The following is a 26,928-nucleotide window of genomic DNA, read 5'->3' as shown; positions in this document are numbered from 1 at the left end:
TCGTCAGCCCCTTCCAAGGGAAGGGGCTAGCGTGGACACTCCCTCCTTCCTATGGAAGGAGGTGCCCCGAAGGGGCGGAGGTTGGATGGGGGAAGCGGTATCCCCGAAATAAAGCCTTCCCCGCGTGGGGAAGGTGGCGAGCGGAGCGAGCCGGATAGGGTTCTAGCGGGATGAAAGACAAGTGGGAAAATGCGTCTCAAGTCGACGATATACGAGAGCACCCTATCCACCGCTGGCGCGGTCCCCCTTCCCCGCGTGGGGAAGGCTGCGATACGAGGATACTGCTTTCCCCATATTGTCATTTCGAGCGAAAGCGAGAAATCTTTTTCGTTCGCGGTCAGGCAAAGGATGTGAGGATAGCTGCGAGCGGGAAACACCGTGCTTCCCGCGAATCGGAAGGACGGTGTTTCATGCAGACAGCATTACGAAAGAAAACGGAAACGGGAAACGAAAAAGATCCCTCGGCTGCGCTCGGGATGACGAAACGAGGAAATGCCTCTTTCCACTCCTTTTCAACCTGCTGTGGAAGCCAACCCCGCCTCGCTGCGCTCGGTAGCCCCTTCCAAGGGAAGGGGCTCGCGTGGTCATTCCCTCCTTCCTTTGGAAGGAGGTACCCCGAAGGGGCGGAGGTTGGGTGGGGGAAGCGGTATCCCCGACACACAGCCTTCCCCGCGTGGGGAAGGCTGCGATACGAGGATACTGCTTTCCCCATATTGTCATTTCGAGCGAAAGCGAGAAATCTTTTTTGTTCGCGGTCAGGCAAAGGATGTGAGGATAGCGGCGAGCGGGAAGCACCGTGCTCCCAGCGAATCGGAAGGACGGTGTTTCATGCAGACAGCATTACGAAAGAAAACGGAAACGGGAAACGAAAAAGATCCCTCGGCTGCGCTCGGGATGACGAAACGAGGAAACGCCTCTTTCCATTCCTTTTCAACCTGCTGCGGAAGCCAACCCCGCCTCGCTGCGCTCGGCAGCCCCTTCCAAGGGAAGGGGCTCGCGTGGTCCCTTTCTCCTTCCAGAGGAAGGGGGGGGAGAATGCCGCTTTTCTCATATTGTCATTTCGAGCGAAAGCGAGAAATCTTTTTCGTTTGCGGTCAGGCAAAGGATGTGAGGATAGCGGCGAGCGGGAAGCACCGTGCTTCCAGCGAATCGGAAGGACGGTGTTTCATGCAGACAGCATTACGAAAGAAAACGGAAACGGGAAACGAAAAAGATCCCTCGGCTGCGCTCGGGATGACGAAACGAGGGAACGCCTCTTTCCATTCCTTTTCAACCTGCTGCGGAAGCCAACCCCGCCTCGCTGCGCTCGGCAGCCCCTTCCAAGGGAAGGGGCTCGCGTGGACACTCCCTTCTTCCTATGGAGAAGGCTACGATACGAGGATGGATCTATCCCCGACATAAAGCCTTCTTTTGGGGATGTCAGTATCCTTTTTTCTTGTCGACTTCGTTCATGAGTTTATCTCCGTGGGCGAAGGCGACAAAGTTCATCTGGAGGAGGCTGGTGAGCTTGTCCCAGAAGTCGGGAACCATGGAGGCGATGTGCGGGGTCATGATGACATTGTCCATCTGCCAGAAGGGGTGATCGCCGGGGAGGGGCTCTTTCGAGAAGACGTCCATGCAGGCACCGGCGATTTCTTTCTGCGAGAGGGCGTCAATGAGGGCGGCTTCATCGACGACGGAGGCGCGGGCGATATTGATGAAGAGGGCGGATCTCTTCATGAGGGCGAATTCCTTCTGCCCGAAGAAGTGATCTGTTTCGGGCGTCGCAGGGAGGGCGGCGATGACGATGTCGGCCTCCGGGAGGACTTCGGCGAGCTGGTCTTCGAGGTAGACATGGTCGGCGAACATTTCTGTAGAGAGGTGTTTCTTTACGGCGAGGATGCGGGTCTCGAAGACTTTTGCTCGCTGGGCGATGGCGCGGCCGATGCTGCCGAAGCCTACGATGAGGATGGTCTTGCCGAAGAGGGTGTCGCCGCGGGGGCGTATCCATTCATGGGCGCTCTGGTGGCGGACGGCGTCGGGGATGCGGCGCATCCATGCGAGGAGCAGGGCGAGGGTGTGTTCGGAGACGGCGCGGTCGTGGACGCCGTGGGAATTCGTGAGGTGGATGGGGCGTGAGAGCATGGAGGGGGAAAGGAGGCGCTCGACGCCGTCAGAGAGGGAATGTACCCAGCGGATGTTTGGCCCGGCGGCGAGGATGGGCTCTGCGTCCTGGAAGCCCCACATGGCGATGGCGTCGGCGTCTGCGACATGGGGAATGGCTTCTTTCGGTGATTTGTAGGATTCGACGATAGCACCGGGGACGGCTTTTTTCAGGGATTTGATTTTGTCTTCGGAGAGGGTATTGATGATGACAAGTTTCATGATGGGGCTCCTTTCATTTTCAAAACTTTTCCTTATTATAGCATGGTTTAGGGCGCAGGGTTTGGGTTCAACCTATAGCGTGAGCCAACCTCCGCCCCTTCGGGGCACCTCCTTCCAGAGGAAGGAGGGAGAATAGTGCTTTTTCGCATCGTCATTTCGAGCGAATGCGAGAAATCTTTTTCGTCCCCTTTTCCCACGACCCTTCGCTAAGCCTTTTAGGGGAAGCACCGCCTCCGCTCTTCCGTGATACGGTGTTTCCCGTTCCCTGCTGTCAAACACTCTCCGTCTTACCGCCAACGAAAAAGATCCCTCGACTGCGCTCGGGATGACGAAACGGAGAAAGGCGTATCTCACATTCTTTTTCAACCTATAGCGGCTTCCCTGCATCGTCATTTCGAGCGAATGCGAGAAATCTTTTTCGTCCCCTTTTCTCACGACCCTTCGCTAAGCCTTTTAGGGGAAGCACCGCCTCCGTCCTTCCGCGATACGGTGTTTCCCGTTCCCTGCTGTCAAACACTCTCCGTCTTACCGCCAACGAAAAAGATCCCTCGGCTGCGCTCGGGATGACGAAACGGGGAAAGACCTCTTCCCATTTCTTTTCATTCCGCTGTGAGCCAATCTCCGCCCCTTCGGGGCCCCTCCTTCCAGAGGAAGGAGGGAGAATGCCGTAGGAATAGGGCTGCCATTCCTCGCACATCGCCTTCGGGGCGTCCCTTTGCGGGGGAAGGAGGAAGAATGCCGTCTTTTCGCATCGTCATTTCGAGCGAAAGCGAGAAATCTTTTTCGTCCCCTTTTCCCACGACCCCTTCGCTAAGCCTTTTAGGGGAAGCACCGCCTCCGTCCTTCCGCGATACGGTGTTTCCCGTTCCCTGCTGTCAAACACTCTCCGTCTTACCGCCAACGAAAAAGATCCCTCGACTGCGCTCGGGATGACGAAACGGAGAAAGGGATATCTTTCATTCTTTTTCAACCTATAGCGTGAGCCAACCTCCGCCCCGAAGGGGCGGATAAGGATAAAATGTTCTGCCGTTCTCTGTAAAAGTATTTACGAATCCAGTATAATAAAACAAATGATATGGACGGGCTGGGGGCTTGTAACGTCTTCGGGTGTCACTCCCCTTCAGAACCGTTAGAACCGGCTGCATCTATATTCCTTTTTTCAAGGAGGCACTATGATATCTGACTGGCTTCATTCGAAGCGCATGAAATATATTTCCTTCGCTGTCCTGCTTTTTCTCTTGATGGGGGGCATTTATGTCTATACCCATCGCGGGGGGCAGGGGGTGAAGAAGGTCGAGGTGCGTCCGACGGTGAAGGTCGTGACGCTTGTGCGGCAGGATATGATGAAGCGGATCGTACTCTCGGGGGAGACGGTGCCGAAGGCTTCGGTGGATATTTCTCCGAAGTATGCTGGCCGTATCGCGGAGGTGGCGGTGGACCTGGGGGATGCGGTGTCTCTTGGGGATGTGCTCCTTCGTCAGGATACGAAGGATGTCTCGATCTCTATCGGAGAGAATCGCGCAGGCAGCGCGCAGGCAGCGGCTGAAGCGGTGACGAGCCGTGCAGAGTATGACGCGGGGACGATGAAGGCGCAAAGTGACTATGAGAATGCGCTGACGACGTATGAACGTTACCAGCAGCTTTTCGATGAGGGGGCGGTGTCCCGTCAGGATCGCGATGACAGGTATCGCGCGATGATGGAGGCGAAGGCGGCGCTCGAAGGTCTGACGAGCCAGTCTGTCGGCGGCCGTCCGGCGGTGATCGCCGGCAAGGAGGCGGCTGCGGAGAAGGCACGTTATGCGGTGGAGGCGCTCACGAATCAGCAGGCGGACATGACGCTTCTTTCTCCTCTCTCCGGTATTGTAAGCTATCGGAGGGCAGAAGCGGGCGAGTGGGCGACGGCAGGAGAGAAGCTGCTCACGGTCGTCGATACGAGTGAGCTGTATCTGGACTGTCAGGTCGCGGAGCAGGATGTCGGGATCCTGCAAGAGGGGATGAGCTTGGATGTGTCGATCGATTCGCTCGGGGAGTCGGTGAAGGGGACGATCCGCTATATCAGTCCGGCGATGGATGCGGATACGCATGCGTACAAGGTGCGTCTCGTACTCGCAGATCCCGCAGTGCAGATCCGCGGCGGGATGTTTGGCCGGACGGAGGTGATGGCGATGCAGAAGAAGGATGTACTCCTCCTTCCGAAGACGGCTGTCATCGATCACAATGGGAAGAAACTGGTCTATGTGGTGGATGAGGATGGCCGCGCAGAAGAGGTGCCTGTCACGCTCGGCGTTTCCAATGATGAGATGGTGGAGATCCGGAGCGGTCTGGCTGCTGGCGAGAGGGCGGCTGTGACGAATCTGTCAAAGCTCAAAAATGGAATGGTCGTAGAGGTGAAGGACTAGGGGGTAGTGCACTTGTCAACAAAAATTGGACACGAAACTAAAAAAATCAGGCATAAAAATTGAATACTTGTACAAGATACAGTGAATCTTCCAACATCGTCTCGGGAACCGCTAGATACTTTATGCTAACTACAACTTGAATAAGTTCAGCATTTAGAAATATGGCGTTCTCGGTACTGCTTCGGCGTCAAGTAGCCCAGTGTATAGGCTGGCCTATATTCGTTAAAGAAATGGATGTAATCATCCACCTCTTCCGCGATGGACTTCTCTCCGGTCACGTGCAAGTCCATGAACATTTCGGCCTTAATCCATCCATTGACAGATTCCATTGCAGCGTTATCTGTCGGCGTTCCGGCACGTGACATCGACCGGGTAATGCCGTACATGGGCAACAGGTCGTTGTAGGCCTTAGATGCGTAGACAGATCCCTGGTCCGTGTGCAGGATCATTTGGTGTTCTGGATGTTGCTCCTTCCATGCAATCAGATCTCTCAGCCCACTGATATAGGTCATGCGGTCGCCACGCTTTGACGAAAGGGAATAGATGACAATCTCATTGTTCCAGAGATCCATGTAAAGAGTCAGTTCGTAGTAGGTGCCCTTCACATAAAACGCTGTCATATCGCTCACGATGCACTGCATCGGCCCGTCAATCTGCATCTCTGACAGGAGCAGATTTGGGAATATCCGTGCCGGATCTCCAGCCTTCTTGTAGCGGTAATGCTTGGACTTGCTCTTGATTCCCGCAATCTTGCAACACTTATGAGCATAGGGGTCAGACAGGACAATGTTTTTGTCTAAGCGTATCTTGGCATTCAGCCAGCGGTAACCATGCGACGGATACTTCGAGTGGTATTCTTGAAACAGCCTGACATTGCTTGCAAGGTTCTTCTCTCTTTCCGAAGGATGGGAGAGATGCTTCTTCCATGCGTAGAAACTGCTCCGCTGGATGCCCATTGCTTTACATAGGATCTTCACTGGGATTTCTCCTGACAGCTCCATAATCACTTGGTAGTCTTGCTGGCGTATAGAATTACCGTACCATCTCCCTTCACCTCGTATCCTTTTTTTAACCTTGCTTCTGTGATCCTGGCCTTGATCAGCTCCTGGATCAATTCCTCCTTTGTCATAGATTTCAGTTCATCCAGCTCTACCGGCTCTTTCTTGAAAGAGAGTGTGCCGATGGATCTCTGACCGTGTTTGGGCGGTAGCCGATTGACATCCCGATACATTCTCATGTAATTCCGTGCGGTCTGCTCACTAATGCCATATTCTTCCGCGGCTTCATACCGACTTATTTCGCTGTAGTAAATTCGTCGACCGATGTCCAATCTTTGTTCTTTCGTGTACTTCATGGCAAACCTCCTGTCCAGTAAGGGGGGACACTCTGTCCGGTGCTTATTTTGCACTGCCTATGCAGTGTACACTGTATGTCTAAAGATTACCCCCTCTGTGTCCAATTTTAGTTTACCACTTCAGTAGTGACTAGTGACTGGTGACTAGGGGTTAGCCCATAGGCGGGGCGCTCATGGATTGCGGGGAAAGAGGTTCAACAGGTTCTATAGGTTCAGCGGGGGTGGTGCGGCGCATAAAAATATAGAAGCGCCGCGGAGTATACATAATGGCGATGCCCAAAGGCTGGCATTCCAGTCACTAGCCACTCATCCCTGCTTTCAAACTTCCAACGGTATGAAAAAGAGTGGGAAAATGCGTCTCAAGTGCGTCGTTTACGAGAGCACCGCTATCCCCGACACAGAGCCTTCCCCTCGAGGGGAAGGTGGCGAGCGGAGCGAGCCGGATAGGGTTCTAGCGGTATGAAAGAGAGTGAGGAAATGCGTCTCAAGTCGACGATATACGAGAGCACCCTATCCACCGCTGACGCGGTCCCCCTTCCCCGATGGGGAAGGCTGCGATACGAGAGTAACGCTATCCCCGAAATAAAGCCTTCCCCGCGTGGGGAAGGTGGCGAGCGGAGCGAGCCGGATAGGGTTCTAGCGGTATGAAAAAGAGCGAGGAAGATCGTCTCAAGTGTGCCATTAACGAAAGCACCCTATCCACCGCTGCGCGGTCCCCCTTCCCCAATGGGGAAGGCTGCGATACGAGAATGCCGCTTTTCTCGACACAACGCCTTCCCCAAGGGGGAAGGCAAAGAGGAGGCGGCTTCGCCGCAAAAAAGGAAGCCAACCCCGCCTCGCTGCGCTCGGCAGCCCCTTCCAAGGGAAGGGGCTCGCGCGGACGCTCCCTCCTTCCTATGGAAGGAGGTGCCCCGAAGGGGCGGAGGTTGGAGGGGGATAGCGGTATGAAAGAGAGTGAGGAAATGCGTCTCAAGTCGACGATATACGAGAGCACCCTATCCACCGCTGGCGCGGTCCCCCTTCCCCAATGGGGAAGGCTATGAAACGAGGATGCCGCTATCCCCGAAACACAGCCTTCCCTGATGGGGAAGGCTAAGAGGTGCGACGCTTTGTGCTGATTTTTGAAAACGGCGATGCCCGAAGGTGGCATTTCAGTTACTAGTCACTAGTCACTTTGCCCCTCTAATCCCTAATCCCTAATCCCTAGCTACTAGTCACTAGTCACTAGTCACTTAGTTCCCGTTTCCATCGTTATTTCCGGAGGCATGCATGAAGTCATTCAATCTGACCCGGTATTCCGTGACGCACCCGATCGGCATTTTTATGATCGTGCTGTTTTTCGTGGTGCTTGGGCTGTACAGCTATTGGCGCATTGGTGTGGAGCTGTATCCGAATATCAATGTGCCCTATGTCATCGTGTCGGTGCGCTATGATGGCGCGGATGCAGAGTCGGTCGAGCAGCAGATCACGAAGCCTTTGGAGGATGCGCTGTCTTCGGTGTCGAATGTGAAGCACATCACGTCGAAGTCGCGCACGGGGCGTTCGGATGTGACGCTGGAGCTGAATTTCGATGCGGATGCGGACGCGGCGGCGATCGATGCTTCGGAGAAAGTGAACCGCATCCGCAGGAAGCTGCCGGATGATGCGGATGATCCTATCGTAGAGAAGCGTGATATGGATGCGGCGCCGATCATCGATCTGGCGGTACTGTCGAGCCATCCGCTGGATGAGATGTATTCCATGGCGGATAATACCTTCACGAATGATTTCACGAAGGCAGACGGTGTATCGGATGTGGAGCTGCACGGGGGGCGAAGCAAGGAGATCGCGGTGAAGGTGGACCGTGACAAGCTCGCCTACTACGGCATCACGATGAATGATATCATTTCCACTTTGAAGAAGGAGAATAAGCTGGCTCCGGCGGGCTCGTCCTACACGGATACGCGCCAGACGCAGATCCGTCTCTCGGCGCAGTATGATACGGTGGAGGATATCCGCAAGATCCATCTCACCTGCGGAAATGGCGCGGTGATCCCGATCTCCGCGGTGGGCGAGGTTGTGCGTCAGGACCAGAGAGTGTCGCGCTTTGCGCGCATCAATGGACAGGATGCCATCGGGATCTCCATCTATAAGAACAGCAATGCCAATCTCGTCTCGACGGCAGATGGTGTGATGAAGGTTTTGGAGAATATGCGGGCGGAGTATCCGGACTATCAGTTCGTCGTAGTGAATGATTCGGCGGACTACGTGCGCACGGCGCTCCATAATACGCTTTCGACGCTCATCGAAGGGCTCATCACGACGGGGCTCGTGCTCTTCTTCTTCCTGCGCGGCTGGCGCTCGACGGCGTCTGTCATCATCGCGATCCCGACGTCGCTCATTTCCACGTTCTTCGTCATGTACATGGCAGGCTTTTCCTTCAATATGATGTCGCTCATGGGGATGACGCTCTGTGTAGGGATCCTTGTCGATGACTCGATCGTTGTTTTGGAGAATATTCACCGCCATCTGGCCAAGGGGGAGGATGCAAAGGAGGCGGCGGTAACAGGGCGTATGGAGATCGGCATGGCCGCCATTGCGATCACGCTCTGTGATGTGGTGGTTTTCCTCCCGATCGCTTTCATGTCGAGCATGACGGGGCAGTTTTTCAAGCAGTTCGGTCTCACGATCGTTTTTGCTTCACTCTTTTCCCTGTTCATCTCCTTCACGCTGACACCGATGTTGGCATCGAAATTTTTCAAGAACGGCGTGCATGTCCCGGATACGAAGCTCTGGCGCACGGTGGAGAAGATCGAGCAGAGGATGGAGGATGCATACGGAGAGGCCATCGCCTGGAGCTTCGGGCATAAGAAGAAGCTCTTCGGCGGTGTCGCCATCGCATTCTTCCTTTTCATGGCGATGGTGCCGCTCGGCTGGATCGGGATGGAGTACATGCCGCGCACGGATGAGAGCGGCTTCAATGTGAAGATCCAGCTCCCGACGGATGCGTCTGTCGAGCGCACGGATGCTGTCACGACGAAGCTCGAGAGCTACCTTGCCGAGGTGCCTGAGGTGAAGTCCTACATGGCGATGGTCGGCGGGGGCAGCGGGGTGAATTCCGGCCGTATCCGCGTCTCTCTTGTCGATCGGCAGGATCGCAGCCGTGATATCTGGTCTATCACAAACGAGATGCGCACATGGATCGATGACAATATCACAGACGGCGATGTCCGCATCAAGGAGGATCAGGCGTCTGTCTCCGGTACTGCCGGCGGCGGTCTGGGAAATGGCGGGGGCGCCTTCCGTCTGGAGCTGCGCGGCAATGACATGGCTGATCTTATCCGTGCCTCCGAGATGGCGCAGCAGATGCTCAAGAGCGGCGCCTACGGCGTGACGGACGTCAGCTGTACGTATCAGGAGGGGCTGCCGGAGATCTCCCTCATCCCTGACCGTGAGAAATTGAAACACTACGGCGTCACGGTCGGCTCTCTCTATGACACGCTGTCGTCCGCGATCAGCGGCGCAGGCGCAGGCGTCCTGCCGAATGATCCGCAAAATAACGGCAATGACACGGATATCAATGTTTATTTCAAGGGCGGAGAGTCGTACAGGGTAAGTGACCTGGCGGCGATCCCGATCAAAGGGCAGACGGGCATCATCCGCATGTCTGATGTGGCGGAGCTCAGGGATGAGACGGGACCGATCACCATCCTGCGTACGGACAAGCAGCGCGCTATCATCATCGGTGCGAATCCCGGCGGGCAGGATCTGAACGGGCTTATCGAGCGTTTCACGAAGGATCTCAATCAGACGGGGCTTCCGAAATCGGTGAATTTCCGCTTCTCCGGACAGGCTGACAGCATGCGTGAAAGCTTCATAGAGCTTTTGTCGGCGCTTCTCATGGGGATGCTCCTCGTGTACATGATCCTCTCCGTCCTCTATGAATCGGTGAAGACCTCTTTCATCCGCATGTTCTCGCTGCCTTTCGGTCTGATCGGCTCGCTCCTCTTCCTCTTCCTCATGAATGACACCATCAATATTTATTCCATGATAGGGATCATCGTCATGGACGGCGTGGTCGCGAAGAATGGCACGCTGCTCCTTGACTATACGCTGACGCTCATGCATCAGCATGGCATGGCGGCGAAAGAGGCTGTCATAGCGGCCGGCCGTGCGCGTCTGCGCCCGATCTTCATGACGACCTTCACCATGATCGTCGGCATGCTCCCGACAGCCCTCGCGCTGACGGCCGGCTCGGAGACACGAAGCTCTATGGCTTGGGTCATCATCGGCGGCCTCATCACCTCGACACTTTTCACGCTCCTCGTCATCCCGATGATCTTCCTTTTCTTCCAGAGAGAGAAGTGACTAGGGACTGGTGACTAGTGACTGGTGACTAGGGACTAGTCACTGGTGATTTGGGAGTTTCCCTGGAACCTCAAGCGAAAAGCTGCGGCGCATTAAGGAAACACTGATGAAATCGGATTCTGCGATTTAATCAGCGTTTCCTTAAAAATGCGCCGCATTTTTGGTGGCTCATTTTGCGGTTGACCGATTTTTCCTTTACTTCTTCCGACTTCCCCCTGTCGTCATTTCGAGCGAAAGCGAGAAATCTTTTTCGTTCGCGGTCAGGCAAAAACTGTGAGGGGAGCGGATAGCGGGAAGCACCGCTCTCCAAACAACTGAGGATCACGGTGCTTCATGCAGACAGCATTACGAAGGAAAACGGAAACGGGAAACGAAAAAGATCCCTCGGCTACGCTCGGGATGACGAAACGGGGAAACGGTTCTCCCCTTTTTTTCATTCCGCTACGGAAGCCAACCTCCGCCCCCTTCGGAGCACCTCCTTCCAAGGGAAGGAGGGAGAATGCCGTAGGAATAGGACTGCCATTCCTCGCACATCGCCTTCGGGGCGTCCCTTTGCGGGGGAAGGAGAGAGAATGCCGTTTTCCGCATTGTCATTTCGAGCGAAAGCGAGAAATCTTTTCCGTTCGCGGTCAGGCAAAAGCTGTGAGGGGAGCGGATAGCGGGAAGCACCGTTCTCCAAACAACTGAGGATCACGGTGCTTCATGCAGACAGCATTACGAAGGAAAACGGAAACGGGAAACGAAAAAGATCCCTCGGCTGCGCTCGGGATGACGAAACGGGGAAACGTCTCTTCCCATTTCTTTTCATTCCACTGTGAGCTAACCTCCGCCCCTTCGGGGCACCTCCTTCCAAGGGAAGGAGGGAGAATGCCGGCTTCCCCTATAGCAAATCCTTTTCCCGTATCGTCATCCCGAAATCTCCCTCTGTTTTGTGGTACAATATGACCAGAAGAATGACACGATCATGATGAGGAGGTGTTTCTATGAGATCATGGAAGAAACGCAGTATCTCTGCGGCTCTGGCGCTCACTTGTGTGGCGGCGCCCATGGCGCAGCCGATGACAGCGTATGCGGCGTCGACGGCGGAGAAGATCCTGTATGGCGCGGCAGCGATGCTTTTCATTTCCAGCTACTACTCCAAAATGGACGATGAGAGCCAGCTGCAGCTTCTGGATCAGTGCCAGCAGGAGACGGGCGTCTATGACTCGGCGGAAGCGGATAACCGTGTGCAGACCGTGTACCAGAATCTGAAGGATACGGGGCATGTGCTGCGTGATTACAAGGTCTACGTGTCGCCGAGCGAGGACATCAATGCGTTTGCCAGCTTGGGCGGTGTGCTCTGCGTGAATAAGGGGACGCTCGATCAGATGGATGATGATGAGCTTGCCTACGTCATGGCACATGAGATCGCTCACGGCGAGAAGCGACACAGCGTGAGCGGCCTCAAGAAGCGCGTGGGGCTGGTGACGGCGCTGAATATTTATCTCGGAGACGCCTCGTATGGCGAGTACCTTCTGGGAAATATCGCGGCGAACTATGTGTCGAATGCGGTCTTCACCAAGGATCAGGAAAAGCAGGCGGATGACTGGGGCTTCCAGTACCTGGTCGAGGCGGGCTATAATCCGGGAGGCGGTGCGGCGTCCATGGAAGTGCTGCGCGCGAAATACGGCGAGAGCTCGCCGTCAGGCATCAAGGCGGTCCTTGCTCCGGGCAATCACCCCAAGACCAGTGACCGCATCCATAAGAATCTCAAATGGATGAATGCGTACTCCGGCAAGCATGTCGAGGTCAAGGATGACTGGATCGTGGTGAATGGGGAGAAAGCCTTCTCACCCGCCCAGGACAATGCGTACAGCCAGAAGGAGCGTCTCTATCTCACCGCGGGCAAGCTCGTGAAGCTCTATCACGCAGGGCATGTCCCCGATGCCGTTCTCGAGGGAGATCGGATCTGCTGCGGAAATACGGTCATTTATGAGCTGTCCTCCGAAGAGGATGGCAGAGCCTATACCGAAGCGTTGAATCAGGGGATCCGGAAGGATCGCGGTGAACGTGTCGTCAGTGATTTTGATATTGATCAAAGAGTGAAGAAAGTGACTAGGGACTAGTGACTAGGGATTAGGAGTGACTAGTGACTAGTGACTAGTGACTAGTGACTAGTGACTGGTGACTGGTGACTAGGGATTAGACTAGGAGACTTGGAGACATCAGACTCTTGCGTTGTCATTTCGAGCATAGCGAGAAATCTTTCTTGCAGACCGATAAACGATGGATGTGCGAAAGCAGGGATGAGATACCTCAAGTGACTAATGCTGTTAAGTTAGGGAAATTGTTCGCGCCGTAATGACTTGCTTCCCCCTTCGGGGGAAGTGCCGAAGGCAATAGGGGCATGCCAGCGGTCATCGAACAATGTGGGATATACCGTAGTGCTGCCCCCTCAGCCCTCCGGGCAGCTCCCCCGATGGGGAGCCAAGAATGTTCTGCCTCTTAACTTAATAGCATTGCTCAAGTGACTGGTGACTTGAATACTGCCTTCGGGCATCGCCCTATATATACTCGCGGCGAAGCCGCCACCTTCATTCCTCATTCCTCATTCCTCATTCCTCATTTAAGCAAAGATTTCATCCACAATCAGTGGACGGCACGCCCCTCACGAGGCTAACCCTGAACCTTGAACCTTTATTTTCAAAGGACGATTTTCATGAAAAAATTACTATCCATTTTACTTCTGTTGCTTATTGTTTGCGGCTGCGGGCTGGGCGCGCTCATCTGGGTGACACCGCCGCCGCCCACACCGCCGATGATCGCGCCGCCGCCTCCTTCGAAGGCAGTCTCGGCTGCGCTGATCGATGGGAATACGGGAGAGGTGCTGGCGGATAAGGAAGGGAGTCTGCGTATCTATCCTGCAAGTACGACGAAGATCCTGACCTGTATCATTGCGCTCGAAGAGGGCAAGGCGAAGCTGGACCAGAATGCGGTGATCTCTCCGCGCGCGATGGCGCAGGATGGCACGAACATCGGTCTTAGGCCGGATATGCCGCTCTCGCTTCACCAGCTGCTGTATGGGATGATGCTGATCTCCGGGAATGATGCGGCTGTGTCTGTCGCAGAGACGGTGGGCGGCTCGTATGGTCGTTTCATCGAGATGATGAATGAAAAGGCCGCTTCTATCGGTGTGCATGATTCCCATTTCGCGAATCCGAATGGTCTTACGAATCCGAACCACTATACGACGGCCTATGATATGGCGAAGATCGCGGCGTATGCGATGAAGAATCCTGATTTCCGTGACATCGTGAAGCGTCCTTCGTATCCGATGACTTATCGGAATGGGGTCTATCGCAATGTGGAAAACCGCAATGAATTTCTGACGAGCCACTATGAGGGGGCGAATGGCGTGAAGACGGGCATGACGGAAGCAGCGGGCGATTGTCTCGTCGCTTCCGCGGAGCGCGATGGCCGTCTCATGATCGTGGCACTCTACGATGATACGGATCGCTGGAAGGAAGCCCGGACATGGCTGGACTATGGCTTTGCGGAAGCGGAGAAGAAGGCGGAGTATGAAAGAAAGCTCGCTGCAGAGCCGAAGGTGTACAAGCTGGTGAACCAGCTCTTAGGGAGGGAGCCTCGTGACTAGGAGAAGGAAATCGCCGTTTCTGGTACGGCTTTTCCCGCACAGCCCGTTCCTGCGTGTCCTTTTCGTCATCGTGGTTCTTCTCTCGCTCTACATCGTCTTGCACAGCGGGTATCATTTCTATCAGATCCGCCAGCAGGAGACGCTGCTTTTGGAGGAGAAGGAGAGGCTGTCCAAGGAGAAGGCGGAGCTCTCACAGAAGCGTGAGGATCTCAAGGATGACGGACAGCTTGAAAAGAAGGCGCGTCAGGAGCTCGGTCTTGTGAAGCCAGGAGAAGTGCCTTATGTGAGGTGAGACTTTGGGAGATCGGGAGAGATCAGAGCGCGGGGAATGGTTTTCAAGCGGAAGCAAAGGGCTGTCCACGGCCCCGTTCCTATTGCTATTCCTTAGAAAATCACGTATAATTTAATTCGTATTTATATCGCAGGCATTGGGGAGGCGGATGCCGTTTCCCAGAGAGGATTTTGTTGTTAGATGGCTTTAGAAGTCGGAAGTATCGTGGAAGGTACCGTTTCAGGGATCGCGAAATTTGGTGCGTTTGTGGAGCTGCCGGAAAACAAGGTGGGTCTGGTTCATATTTCAGAAGTCGCCAATGAATACGTGAGCGATGTGGCTCAGTATCTCAAGGTGAAGGATACGGTGAAGGTGAAGGTCATCTCCATCGATGCGAAGGGCAAGATCGCGCTTTCTGTCAAGCAGGCGCAGCCGAAGACGGAAGAAAAGAAGGAGGCACGTTTTCCGAAGAAGGAAGGAAGCGAGCATCGTTTCCAGAGAAAAGAAGGCTTCGAGGGAAGAGCTCCTCTGCATGAAGCGCCGCGTATGACTGAGCGCCGTCCGTTTGCCGGCGGTTATCGCTCGCAGCGTCATGAAGCCCCTGCTTCTTTTGAAGACAAGCTGAACCGTTTCCTGAAGGACAGCGATGAACGGCTTCTGGATCTGAAGAGAAATGTAGAATCCAAACGGGGCGGTCGCGGCGGCCGCCATTCTGACTGAGCATGAGAGGAGATGTAACGGGATGAGTTATGTCTCCTTTTGTTATGTGTTTTAGGGATGATGTATGCGGATTCTGTTGATGAATTTGCGTGACAATTAGGGAAATGAGAATTTATAAATGAGAAATGGGGGTACGGCGCATCAAAATAGAAAGCGTCGTAAGTTTTATCAAAGGGATAGGTATGCTTGCATTGGCAGCATAGGATGAGAAGCTATTCTTTTATCACTTTATATGAAACTCGCGGCGCTTCTACTTTTGCGCCGCACCACCATTTCTCATTTCGCATTTCTAATTTCTCATTCTTGTGAAAACGATAGAATGATGAATAGAATGTAGCGTATCCTAAGTACAAGGAGGCTCTTATGCGCGCGATCATTGATATCGGAACGAATTCGGTCCGTCTTTTGATGGCAGAGAAGGATGAAAAGGGGGAGTGGAAGATCCTCAGAAAAGAACTTCGCAGTACCAGACTGGGGGAGGGCATGACGGATAAGGCGACCATCGGTCAGGGGGCAAAGGAAAGGACGCTCTCTGCCGTGGGGGAATTTACCGCCATGGCCAAGCTCGAAGGGGCGAAGGATATCTTCGCCTATGGTACGTCCATCATGCGCGATGCGTCGAATGGGGAGGAATTCGCTGATGAAGTGACGGCAGCCTTCGGCGTGCCTGTCCGCATTCTTTCGGGGAAGGAGGAAGCGTACTATAGCTACATCGGCGCGGCTGGGACGTCCGGCGTCATCACGTCCGTCGTCGATATCGGCGGCGGCTCGACAGAGATCTGCGTGGGATTCGGCACTGATGTCGGAGCGCGGCACAGCTTCCGCCTCGGGTGCGTGCGCTGCTCGAAGCAGTTCGATACCACCACGGCCAGAGGCCGCGGTGAGCTGAAGAAGTATTGCTTCACGCTTTTCCGTGAGACGGATCTCATGGAGTCCATGCGGAATGTCAAGCGCTGGATCGGTGTCGGCGGGACTGTCACCTCACTGGCTTCGATGCTGCAGGAGCTCGAAGTGTATGATTCGTCGAAGGTGCAGGATTACGTGATCCATCCCGCGGATGTGTCGGAGATCCTCGAAAAATTATCCCAAATGTCCTATGATGACAAGTGCCATATGAAAGGACTCCTGCCGTCCCGCGCCGATATCATCGTGGCCGGCGTCGTCATCCTAGACAGCCTTATGGAGTACTTTGCTCTCTCGGAGATCACGGTGAGCGACCGCGATCTCTCCGAAGGTCTGCTCGATGCGGATGTCATCTCACCGACGGAAAAGTAAGGGGTGGCTAGTGACTGGGGACTGGGGATTAGACTAAAAGACTGGGAGACATTAGACATCAAACGTCAAACATCAGAAATTTGACGTCTGACGTTTGATGTTTCCAGCGGGTATCGCACTATGTATACTCCGCGGCGTAGCCGCCACCTTCATCCCTAATCCCTAATCCCTAGCTACTAGTCTCAAGTCCCTATTTTCCCAGGAGCGAACTATGAAAAAACAATCATCTCCTTTTATCGCGAAGATCCTCTCCTTTGCGAGGGAAAAGAAATTATGGCAGAGAGGGGAGCGGATCCTCGCTGCGGTGTCCGGCGGGCCAGATTCGCTCGGGCTCCTGCTCTTTCTGCATGACATCGCAGAGCAGGAAGGGCTCTCTGTCGGCTGCTGTCTTGTGCAGCATCATTTGCGCGAGGAGGCAGAAGAAGAGGCACGGTATGTGGAGCGCATCTGTGAGCAGCTTGGGATACCCTTCTTTCGCAGGGATGTCTATGTCGAGGAGAAAAGGCGCTTAGGCGGCGGCTCCGTCGAGACGGTGGCGCGAACGCTCCGCTATGAGGCGCTCAGGGAAGTGCGGAAGGAAGCGGGGTATACTCTGATCGCACTGGCGCATCATGCAGACGATCAGGCCGAGACGATCCTTTTTCATCTGCTGCGTGGGAGCGGCGTGCGCGGTCTGTCGGGCATGGCACCAAAGCATGAGGAGCTGATCCGTCCCTTCCTCACGGTCACGAAGAAAGAGATCGAAGATTTCCTCACTGCCTTTCCTTATGCGCCCTGCCATGATGCCACGAATGATGAGTTGGATGCGACGCGAAACCGCATTCGTCACCAGCTTCTCCCCGAGATGCTTTCCTATAATCCCAATCTGGTAGAGACGCTCCTGCATACGGCGGATATCCTTCGAAGCGAGGATGCTTGGATGGAGGAGGCAGCAGAGGCCTGGCTCACTTCTCACGGGAAAGAGGGGAGCCTCGAGAAGGACGCCTTCCGCGCGCTTCCTCTCGCCATGCGGCGGCGTGTCCTCCGGCGGATGCTTATGCACATGGGAGAGTCATCCTCTGATTTTGAAAGCCTTTCGCGTCTCGCTCTTCTCGCAGAGAACGGCGAGACGGGGAAGCTCACTTCGACGGCGCATGTGGTGATGGAGATCGGCCGGCGCTGTCTCTATTTCTACAAAGGCAATACCAAAAAGCAGGAGGAGAACGGTCTTTTCCTTCTCGCAAAGCATTTTTTTGAAAAGTTCACCCAAAAAGATGTGGATAAACAGCAAGAGATGGCTATAATAAGTGGCAAGGACCGCGCAGACACGCTCTGGTACATGGAGGCCGTGCGGCTTCTAAAGCCGCCGGAGCATCCGGCTCGTAACCAATACCTGCTGGATGCCGAAAAGGTCGGGGAGGTCAGGCTTCGTATGCCTAGACCGGGCGAGCGCATGGCGGCGTTGGGGATGGATGGGACGAAGTCTATCAAGCGCATCCTGCAGGACGCCGGCATTCCCGCTGCGCTCCGACCGTATTGGCCCGTTGTGGCTGATGAAAAAGAGATTTACTGGACCTGTCTCCTCCGCGGCAGCCGATACGGCCGTGTGACGAAGGAGACCAAAGAGTACCTGCTGCTGACGATCTGGTTTGGGCGGAAATGAGTGACTGGTGACTAGTGACTGGTGACTGAAATGCTACTTTCGGGCATCGCCCTATTTATACTCCTCAGCGCTTCCATATTTTTATGCGCCGCACCACCATTTTGCATTTCTCATTTCTAATTTCTCATTCCAGCGAAACTTTCACTCGCAATCAAGGGGCAGCACGCCCCTTGGGCTAACCTCGATTTATACTTTTTACTTCACATTTCATTGACAGGAGAATATCATGGAAAATTTATCGAAAGACATCAAAACCGTACTTGTGACGAAAGAGCAGATCGCAGCGAAAGTGAAAGAGCTCGGCGCGCAGATCACAAAGGACTACGAAGGAAAGGATGTCGTACTTGTCGGCATTCTGAAAGGGGCGATGCCTTTCCTCTGCGACCTGATGCGCTCGATCGATCTTCCGGTCACTCTCGATACCATGTGCGTGTCGAGCTATGGCAACAGCACCGTATCGAGCGGGCATGTCAAGATCAAGAAGGACCTTGACAAGGACATCCGCGGTAAGCATGTCATCGTGGTCGAGGATATCATCGACACCGGCATCACCATGTCCCACCTCGTGCCGCTCCTGAAGGAGAGAGGCGCGGCTTCGGTGGAGCTTGCCATCTGTCTCAATAAGAAGGAACGCCGCGAAGCGGATGTATATGTGAAGTATGTCGGTTTTGAAATTCCGGATGAATTCATCGTCGGCTATGGCTGCGACTACGCAGAAAAATACAGAAACCTCCCTGACGTCTGCGTGCTGGATCATAAAGTCTATACGAAGGCGTAAAAGAAGGGTTCAGGGTTAGCCCCGTGGGAGCGGCGTTCCTTGATTGTGGATGAGAAAAACTTTGCGCTCTAGTGAGGAGTGCTGGCGCGGGGGAAAGCAGGTTTCCCGTTTCTTGCTTCACTCACATGAAGTGTTTCACCGCAAACGAAAAAGATTTCTCGACTTCGCTCGAAATGACGACGGCGCGAAGCGCTATCAAAATTCTGCGGCGCTTCTCACTTCTCACGAAAGAGAATGAGTGGCTAGGGATTAGAAGTGACTAGTGACTTGAATACTACTTTCGGGCATCGCCTCATATATAATATTCGCGGCGAAGCCGCCACCTTCATTCCTCATTCCTCATTCCTCACTCCTCATTCAAGCCGAGCTTTCATCCAGGGGCAAGGGGCAGCACGCCCCGTGGTCTACCCCAAAACCCCGAACCTTCTTTTCTTTGTTGCCTTTCCACATACTTATATGCTAAAATTAGATATTATTCAGAACTATCAATCTATGGGGTGAAAAAACCTATTGAATGGGTCGTTTATATTTCACAGGAAATATAGAGAAGGAGGAAAATATTGAATAAATTTGTAAAGAATGTGGCCCTCTATGTGCTTCTGATCATTATAGCGGTCTCCATATTCAATACCTTTGTTCATCCTCAGGAAAAACACTCGGAAATCACCTACAGCGATTTCATTTCGCAGGTCGAGAAGAAGAATGTCGACTCCGTGACGATGACGAACAATTCCATCAGCGGTAAGCTGAAGGACGGCAGCGAATTCGCTACCTATGCACCGGACAATGACGCGCAGCTTCTGCCGAAGCTTTCGGAGGGCGGCGTCATCATCACTGCAAAACCGCCGGAACAGCCGTCCTGGTGGATGAATCTGCTCTCTTCTCTGCTTCCGATCATCATTCTGGTCGGCGTGTGGTTCTGGATCATGAACCAGACACAGGGCGGCGGCGGACGTGTCATGAGCTTTGGCAAGTCCAGAGCGAAGATGACCGCCGAAGGCCAGGTCCATGTGAATTTCTCTGATGTCGCAGGGGAAGACGAAGCGAAGGAAGAACTCTCCGAAGTGGTGGATTTCCTGAAAAATCCGGGTCGCTATACGGCGATCGGCGCGAAGATCCCGAAGGGCGTGCTCCTCGTCGGCCCGCCAGGGACAGGTAAGACCCTGCTTGCCAAAGCGGTGGCCGGTGAAGCGAGGGTGCCATTCTTCTCCATCTCCGGCTCTGACTTTGTAGAAATGTTTGTCGGTGTCGGTGCGTCCCGTGTCCGTGACCTCTTTGCCCAGGCAAAGAAGAATGCACCATGCATCGTATTCATCGATGAAATCGATGCGGTGGGCCGTCAGAGAGGCAGCGGTCTCGGCGGCGGACACGACGAAAGAGAACAGACGCTGAACCAGCTCTTGGTCGAGATGGATGGCTTCGGCTCGAACGAAGGCATCATCACCCTCGCTGCGACGAACCGTCCGGATATCCTCGATCCGGCGCTTCTGCGTCCGGGCCGTTTCGATCGCCGTGTCGTCGTCGGCCGTCCTGACCTCAGAGGCCGTCTTGCGATCCTGCGTGTCCATGCGAAGAATAAGCCGCTTGAACCGGATGTCGATCTCAATACCATCGCAAAGAAAGTCCCGGGCTTCACAGGGGCCGATCTTGCGAACATGCTGAATGAAGCAGCCCTTCTGGCTGCCCGTCAGAACAGAAAGACGATCTCCATGGCCGATCTGGAAGAGGCCAGCGAAAAAGTCAGCTACGGACCGGAAAGAAAGAGCCATAAGGTGAGCGATGAGGAAAGAAGGATCACCGCGTACCATGAATCCGGCCATGCCATCATGGCGACCCTTCTGAAAGATGCGGATCCGGTGCATAAAGTCACCATCATTCCGCGCGGACAGGCGGGCGGCTACACCATGATGCTCCCGCATGAAGAACGCTCCTTCATCACGAAGTCGCATCTTCTCGCTCAGCTGCGTGTCGCTCTCGGCGGTCGCTGTGCGGAAAAGATCATTTTCAATGAGATTTCCAGCGGTGCCTCCGGCGACCTCCAGCAGGTGACCGGCATCCTCCGCAAGATGATCATGGAATGGGGCATGAGCGATCGACTGGGACCGATGATCTTCGGCGAACATCAGGAACAGATCTTCCTCGGCAAGCAGCTCGGCTCGGAAAGAAACTACGGCGAGACCGTAGCGACCATCATCGATGAAGAAATGCACAAGTACCTCGACGAAGCGTACAATGATACCATGCAGACACTGATGGACCATATGCCTGTCCTGGAAGCCATGGCGCAGGCGCTCCTCGAGGTGGAAACCATCGATCATAAGCAGGTGGAAAACCTCTTCAAGTATCACTCCCTCTATGCACCGGGAGAAGAACCGAAGAAGGAGGACGACGAAGAGTCTCCGCTTCCGCCGATGCCAAAGGATGAAGGCCCGTCGCCTTCCCTCTATAGCGAATAATACGATAGAGCTTTACAGAACGCCTCCGCTTTGCGGGGGCGTTTTCTTTTGCTTTTTGTAAAAGTTTGAGAACGTTTTACGAATGTGAGACAAAAACGTGGTAACATAAGAGTGATCGGCAGCCGGTGGCCTAAGATCGTATGGGGATCCGGGATCTCACTTTTCGTCATCCGCTGCTGTGGTAAACGGACTTGGTCAGAACCGATCGTTCTTCGGCTGACTCTTACCCCTAGATCAAAGGAGTTTTCATGATGACATTAGACGAATTAGCCGTCGGAGAATCGGCGCTCTTACAGACCGTCGGCGGAGAGGGCGTGCTGCGGCAGCATTTTTTGGATATGGGCCTCATTCCCGGCGAAGAGGTGACACTGGTGCGCTTTGCGCCTTTGGGCGATCCCATGGAGATCATGGTGCAAGGCTATGAGCTGACGCTCAGAAAAGACGATGCGCAAAAGATCGAAGTGACGAATGTGCATCCGGCAGCGGCGAAAGATAGAAAGCACCTGCGAGTGGAAACATCCACGTATCTTCATCCCGGTCTCGGTGAGCCCGGTAAGTATCATGAGGAGTCAGCGTACTCGGATGTAAAGCCGATCGAAGGCAGACTGACCTTTGCACTCGTCGGCAATCAGAACTGCGGCAAGACAACGCTCTTCAACCAGCTGACGGGCTCCAACCAGCATGTCGGCAATTTCCCCGGGGTCACGGTCGATCAGAAGACGGGCGTGATCCGTGGCTATCCGGAGGCAGAGGTAGTAGATCTGCCGGGGATCTATTCTCTTTCTCCGTACACGAGTGAGGAGATCGTCTCTCGTGAATTTATCCTCAAGCAAAAGCCGACAGGGATCATCAATATCGTGGATGCGACGAATCTCACGCGCAATCTGTATCTCACCATGCAGCTGATGGAGCTTGGGATACCGGTGGTGCTTGCGATCAATATGATGGATGAGATGGAAAACAATGGAGGCTCCATCCTGATCAATGAGATGGAGCGGCTCTTGCAGATCCCGGTCGTTCCGATCTCTGCCGTCAAAAATCAGGGGGTGGGTGAGCTCGTGAAGCATGCGATCCATGTCGCACGCTATCAGGAGAAACCGGGCATCACTGATTTCTGTGATAAGAATGACCACCATGGAGCGCTTCACCGCGCCCTGCATGGCATCATGCATCTCATCGAGGATCATGCGAAAGCGGCTGGCATCCCGCTAAGGTTCGCAGCATCCAAGCTGGTCGAGGGGGATCCTCTCGTGGAGCAGGCGCTCGCTCTGGAGGCCAATGAAAAGAGCTTTTGCGGCACATTCTCGCGCAGCTTGAAGAAGAGCGCGGGCTTGACTGCGCGGCTGCGATGGCAGATATGCGCTTCCTCTTTATCCGCCGTCTCTGTGAAAGGACGGTGGTGAAGCCACAGGAAAGCAAAGAGCATGCGCGCAGCCAGAAGATCGACCGCATCCTCACGGGGAAGTACACCGCCATCCCGATCTTCATCCTCATCATGGGACTGGTCTTCTTCCTCACCTTTAATGTCATCGGCGCTTTCCTGTAGGACGCTTTGGCGGACGGCATCGATCAGGTGACTGCGTGGGTCGATGCATGGCTCACGGATGAGGCGGTGAATCCCGCCATCCGCTCGCTGGTGGTGGATGCTATTTTTCAGGGCGTCGGCAGCGTTCTTTCCTTCGCGCCGGTGATCGCCGTCCTGTTTTTCTTCCTGTCTCTCTTGGAAGACGGGGGCTATATGGCCCGTATCGCCTTCGTCATGGATAGGCTGCTCAGAAAGCTGGGTCTCTCCGGACGCAGCATTGTGCCGCTCCTTGTCGGTTTTGGCTGCAGCGTACCGGCTGTCATGGCGACGCGGACGCTGCCCTCGGAGCGTGATCGACGCATGACCATCATGCTCATCCCTTTCATGAGCTGCTCGGCCAAGGTACCGATCTATGCCTTCTTTACGGCGGCATTCTTTCCTCGAAATGGGGCGCTCGTCATGATCGGGCTTTATCTCTTCGGAGTCTGCATGGCGATCCTGACCGCCCTCCTCTTCAAGCGTACTCTTTTCAGAGGGGAACCGGTGCCCTTCGTCATGGAGCTTCCGAATTACCGTATGCCCGGTATGAAAAATGTCCTGCGCCTCATGTGGGATAAGGCCAGAGATTTCCTCGAGCGTGCATTCACGGTCATCTTCGTCGGCACCATCATCATCTGGTTCCTGCAGAACTTTGATGTCCGTCTCAATATGGTGGCGGATTCCCAAGACAGTATCCTGGCTTTCCTTGCCGGCGCTGTCGCGCCTCTCTTTGCACCCCTCGGTCTTGCAGACTGGAGGCTTTCTACGGCGCTCATCTCCGGATTCATGGCCAAGGAGAGTGTCATCTCTACCCTGACAGTCCTCTACGGGACGGAGGAAGCTCTCTCTTCGATCCTGACACCGGGCATGGCACTCACCTTCCTGACCTTCTGCCTGCTCTATACGCCCTGCATCGCGGCGATCACTTCCGTCAAGCGGGAGAATGGGACGGGATGGGCTGTGGGGATGATTGCCTTCCAGTGTGTCGTCGCATGGATCGCCGCCTTCGCTGTGCATCTCATGCTGTCTGCCTTTGGCGTGGCATAAGGAAACGCTGATTCGATCGCGGAATCGGATCTCATATGGGTTTTTATACATAGTGTCGTCGACATTCTCCTTACATAGCTCGGAAATACAAACTTTCATACGAAACTTTTTGCGGATATGGGCAAAGAGTCTCGCATGAAAGTTTTTGTTTTTCTAGGCGAAGAATCGCACAGAAATCCACTTGGGTACTGCAGAAACGAATCACCGGTTCTACAGCTATCGCATGAAACGGCAAGGGCGGAGCTGGTCCAGCGAAGGAATGGAGTACATGTTAAACCGAAGCCACGGAGATAGTAATTATCGACAGTCAAATGAATTACCGAGGAAAACTTGACACTTACAATTCTTTATTAATGCCTTGCGGGGGGGGAAAACTAATGTGCTATAATACCGTATGGTTATAACATAAATGTCGTATGGTTATAACATATAAAAGGATTATTCTAATATTATTGAAGGAGGAACTTGATATGAAACCATTTAAAAGGCATAACAAAAGACTTCTTATTATGATAGCTATGAGTATTAGTTGTGCTTGCACAAGTAGCGTTTATGCGGAAATTACTACAAGACCAGAACTTAATCATGTTTACGATGAATTCGTTAACTATGATGGTGACGATCATAAGAAAAGCTTTGCTGGTTTATGCCATGATACTGAAGGCAGTTATACACTTCAATTTAATCAGGGTGCCACTTTAGACAATAGTAATGCTGGCATAAGCGATAAGTCTATTATGGTTGTAAAGCCTACTACTAAATTGACTATTACTACAGGCGAGAACAAAGATTTAACTATAAAAGGTTACACTAATTATGGTGATATTTATGCTGCTTCGGAAGGAGAACTATATTTTAAGGGTGGAAATATTATCGTGGAAAGTGGAACTAGGGATTCTTCTGGAAGTTCTGACGTGGCTGCTTTTGATATAAATAATGCTGCAATATTAAATATAGATGCAGAGTCATTATGTATTAAAAATAATCGCGATGACGTATATAATAGGACAGCCTTTAATATACTTAATGATGACGAGCGTTTAGCGACCAAAGATTTAAATGTAGATATCAAACTAAAAAAAGATTTTATAATTAAAGATGCTTCATCTGGTATTTTAATGCAAGAGGAAACTAGCCATAACACTAATACCATTATATCTGCTGATAATATCTCTATAACAACAAACAATAATAATAATAATGCTTCGACTGGTTATCACGGAGCAGGTTTATATGCGTTAGCTTATAAAAATACGGGTAAGGCAAACTTAAATTTAACTGCAAACAAAAACCTTTCGGTAATTTCTACAGGTTACGCACTTTATACCTATGGTTCTGTGACCAGTACTTTAAATGCCCAAAATATTGATTTAACTAGTTCAAAGAGTTATGCAATTTATTCTAGCAAAAACTCAATCAACACTTTGACAGCTAATACCTTAAATATATCTGGTAAGGGGTTCAGTATTACCGCCTATTCCGACAGTACCGTCAACGCTCAAGCGGAAAAAGCTATTAATATCAAAGGCACTATCTGGACTAGCGGTGGCAATATTACTGTCGGCAAGGATTCAAGCATTTTGCAAACTGTAATTAATGGCGATTTGACTGCTAAAAACAATGGTTATATCACAGCTTTTGTTAACAATGCAGGTTCTAGCTTCACCGGTAACACAACCGATGCACATTGGCAAGATGTAAATACGAGAGATGCTGGCAACAAGGGTATCCATTTAACACTTAATGACGGCAGCGTCTGGAATGATTTTGACTACGATTCCACCATTCAAGTTCTTGACACAAGCAAGGCGAAGGTTGATATGCAGGATAGTCATTTCAAAGGTTTGTTCATTGGCACGTTAAAAGGGGATAAAAGCACTTTTAACATGGACATCGACGCAGGCACTAATACCAACAACAGCGACCGCCTGTACATCGCAGGCACTCACACCGGCAACCATTACATTACGCTCAACAACGTTAATGCAGATGGCAATACTGACGGCGCTGCCGGTACGGTTCTTGTAAGTGTAAAGGACGAGCAGGGCAACTTCTTTGCCAACGATAAGGAAGGATCCTTGTATTGGAATAAGTACACTTTAGATAAACAAGACAGTGCTACTCCTGGTTACACTAAGGATTGGTACTTGAAAAAAGTAGAATTCATCCCCTCCAAACCGACCACCAGCGTAGATGCTGTTGATGCAACCCAAAGACTGGCTTTCGCCAACTGGGTGGAGGACGACAAGCTTATGCAGCGCATGGGCGACCTGCGCCACGAAACCAATAATGAGGAAGGCGTTTGGGTGCGCGTCAAAGGCGGCAAATACAGCGGTGATGGCTTTAGCAACCGTCACACCATGTACCAGCTTGGCTATGACGATGTCGTTAAGGAAAACGATAAACTGAAACGTTATCAGGGCGTAGCCTTTTCCTACGATGACGGCAAGAACAGCTTCAACCGCGGCAGTGGCAAGCTGAAAGCCAAATCCATCGGCTTCTATAGCACGGATATACGCAATAAAGGGCATTATCTGGACCTAGCGTTTAAGATTTATGATGCAGACAGCGACTTCACTGTGTTTGATTCCGAAGGCAAGAAGATTACCGGTGCTTTTGACAACACTGGTATCAGTCTGAGTGCGGAATATGGTCGCAAGAAATATCTTGACGAGCATTGGTCTATTGAACCGCAGGCACAGCTGACCTTGGGTTATTTGGGCGGTGCAAGATATACCACCAGCAATGGCATCCACGTAAGCCAAAGCGATCCCAACAGCGTTTTGGGACGTATCGGCTGCAACTTTATGTATGACATGGACGAAAATAATACTGTCTACCTGAAGGCCAACTGGCTGCATCAATTTGCAGGTAATTACGGTGCTACCTTGACTAACGGCAATGACAGCCTGCGCATTGATAACCATGACCATGACACCTGGTTTGAATACGGCTTTGGCTTTGCATGCATGACCGGCAAGAACAACCACCTGTATGCGGACGTAGAGCGTTCTACCGGAGGCAGCCTGCGTAAGAACTGGCAGTGGAATGCCGGTATGTTTTGGACGTTTTAAGCT

17 protein-coding genes are annotated in these 26,928 nt (G+C 53.0%); 14 read left to right on the top strand and 3 right to left on the bottom strand.

What is annotated here, in order from left to right; translation table 11 throughout:
• Positions 1–1,419: 1,419 nt before the first annotated feature.
• Complete coding sequence (locus ACGG9R_RS09080; RefSeq protein WP_390154203.1) at positions 1,420–2,364, bottom strand: D-2-hydroxyacid dehydrogenase; 945 nt, start codon at positions 2,362–2,364, stop codon at positions 1,420–1,422.
• 1,172 nt (positions 2,365–3,536) lie between these two features.
• Here ACGG9R_RS09080 and ACGG9R_RS09075 point away from each other — a divergent pair.
• Positions 3,537–4,763 carry an efflux RND transporter periplasmic adaptor subunit gene (locus ACGG9R_RS09075; protein ID WP_390154200.1) on the top strand — a complete coding sequence of 409 codons (1,227 nt, stop codon included), beginning with the start codon at positions 3,537–3,539 and terminating at the stop codon, positions 4,761–4,763.
• Between the two features lie 146 nt (positions 4,764–4,909).
• Here ACGG9R_RS09075 and ACGG9R_RS09070 read toward each other — a convergent pair whose 3' ends face one another.
• Both ACGG9R_RS09070 and ACGG9R_RS09065 read right to left on the bottom strand, forming a co-directional pair.
• The gene (locus ACGG9R_RS09070) at positions 4,910–5,764 is read right to left on the bottom strand and encodes an IS3 family transposase (protein ID WP_390151033.1); all 855 of its coding nucleotides are present in this window, start codon (positions 5,762–5,764) and stop codon (positions 4,910–4,912) included.
• Positions 5,765–5,766: 2 nt separating this feature from the next.
• Complete coding sequence (locus tag ACGG9R_RS09065) at positions 5,767–6,117, bottom strand: hypothetical protein (protein WP_390151036.1); 351 nt, start codon at positions 6,115–6,117, stop codon at positions 5,767–5,769.
• Between the two features lie 1,269 nt (positions 6,118–7,386).
• Here ACGG9R_RS09065 and ACGG9R_RS09060 point away from each other — a divergent pair.
• From ACGG9R_RS09060 to ACGG9R_RS09000, 13 genes are all read left to right on the top strand, one after another.
• Positions 7,387–10,464, top strand: a complete 3,078-nt coding sequence (locus ACGG9R_RS09060; protein ID WP_390154197.1) for an efflux RND transporter permease subunit — start codon at positions 7,387–7,389, stop codon at positions 10,462–10,464.
• 983 nt (positions 10,465–11,447) lie between these two features.
• Positions 11,448–12,569, top strand: a complete 1,122-nt coding sequence (locus tag ACGG9R_RS09055; RefSeq protein WP_390154195.1) for a M48 family metallopeptidase — start codon at positions 11,448–11,450, stop codon at positions 12,567–12,569.
• A gap of 593 nt (positions 12,570–13,162) precedes the next feature.
• Positions 13,163–14,098: a D-alanyl-D-alanine carboxypeptidase family protein gene (locus ACGG9R_RS09050; protein WP_390154192.1), complete on the top strand. Its 936-nt coding sequence runs from the start codon at positions 13,163–13,165 to the stop codon at positions 14,096–14,098.
• Positions 14,091–14,390 carry a septum formation initiator family protein gene (locus ACGG9R_RS09045; RefSeq protein WP_390154190.1) on the top strand — a complete coding sequence of 100 codons (300 nt, stop codon included), beginning with the start codon at positions 14,091–14,093 and terminating at the stop codon, positions 14,388–14,390. The genes ACGG9R_RS09050 and ACGG9R_RS09045 overlap by 8 nt, the downstream gene beginning before the upstream one ends.
• Positions 14,391–14,570: 180 nt before the next feature.
• Positions 14,571–15,089 (top strand): S1 RNA-binding domain-containing protein, encoded by a 519-nt coding sequence (locus tag ACGG9R_RS09040; protein ID WP_390154187.1) that lies wholly within the window; start codon positions 14,571–14,573, stop codon positions 15,087–15,089.
• Between the two features lie 363 nt (positions 15,090–15,452).
• Positions 15,453–16,364: a Ppx/GppA family phosphatase gene (locus ACGG9R_RS09035; RefSeq protein ID WP_390154184.1), complete on the top strand. Its 912-nt coding sequence runs from the start codon at positions 15,453–15,455 to the stop codon at positions 16,362–16,364.
• 211 nt (positions 16,365–16,575) lie between these two features.
• The gene (gene tilS / locus ACGG9R_RS09030; RefSeq protein ID WP_390154181.1) at positions 16,576–18,006 is read left to right on the top strand and encodes a tRNA lysidine(34) synthetase TilS; all 1,431 of its coding nucleotides are present in this window, start codon (positions 16,576–16,578) and stop codon (positions 18,004–18,006) included.
• A gap of 226 nt (positions 18,007–18,232) precedes the next feature.
• Positions 18,233–18,784, top strand: a complete 552-nt coding sequence (hpt, locus tag ACGG9R_RS09025; RefSeq protein ID WP_390154178.1) for a hypoxanthine phosphoribosyltransferase — start codon at positions 18,233–18,235, stop codon at positions 18,782–18,784.
• Positions 18,785–19,344: 560 nt separating this feature from the next.
• Positions 19,345–21,240 (top strand): ATP-dependent zinc metalloprotease FtsH, encoded by a 1,896-nt coding sequence (ftsH, locus tag ACGG9R_RS09020; protein ID WP_390154176.1) that lies wholly within the window; start codon positions 19,345–19,347, stop codon positions 21,238–21,240.
• Positions 21,241–21,488: 248 nt separating this feature from the next.
• Positions 21,489–22,643: a FeoB small GTPase domain-containing protein gene (locus ACGG9R_RS09015; protein WP_390154173.1), complete on the top strand. Its 1,155-nt coding sequence runs from the start codon at positions 21,489–21,491 to the stop codon at positions 22,641–22,643.
• Positions 22,640–22,786: a hypothetical protein gene (locus tag ACGG9R_RS09010; protein ID WP_390154170.1), complete on the top strand. Its 147-nt coding sequence runs from the start codon at positions 22,640–22,642 to the stop codon at positions 22,784–22,786. Before ACGG9R_RS09015 ends, ACGG9R_RS09010 begins: the two co-directional genes overlap by 4 nt.
• Positions 22,787–22,792: 6 nt before the next feature.
• Positions 22,793–23,851 carry a ferrous iron transport protein B gene (gene feoB, locus ACGG9R_RS09005; RefSeq protein WP_390154168.1) on the top strand — a complete coding sequence of 353 codons (1,059 nt, stop codon included), beginning with the start codon at positions 22,793–22,795 and terminating at the stop codon, positions 23,849–23,851.
• Between the two features lie 470 nt (positions 23,852–24,321).
• Positions 24,322–26,925, top strand: coding sequence for an autotransporter outer membrane beta-barrel domain-containing protein (locus ACGG9R_RS09000; RefSeq protein ID WP_390154165.1), 2,604 nt, complete (start codon positions 24,322–24,324; stop codon positions 26,923–26,925).
• Positions 26,926–26,928: the final 3 nt, after the last annotated feature.

This window comes from Dialister sp. i34-0019-2H8 (genome assembly GCF_042846925.1).
In the GTDB taxonomy this organism is placed as follows: domain Bacteria; phylum Bacillota; class Negativicutes; order Veillonellales; family Dialisteraceae; genus Dialister.
This window is presented reverse-complemented; position numbering and strand designations above follow the sequence as displayed.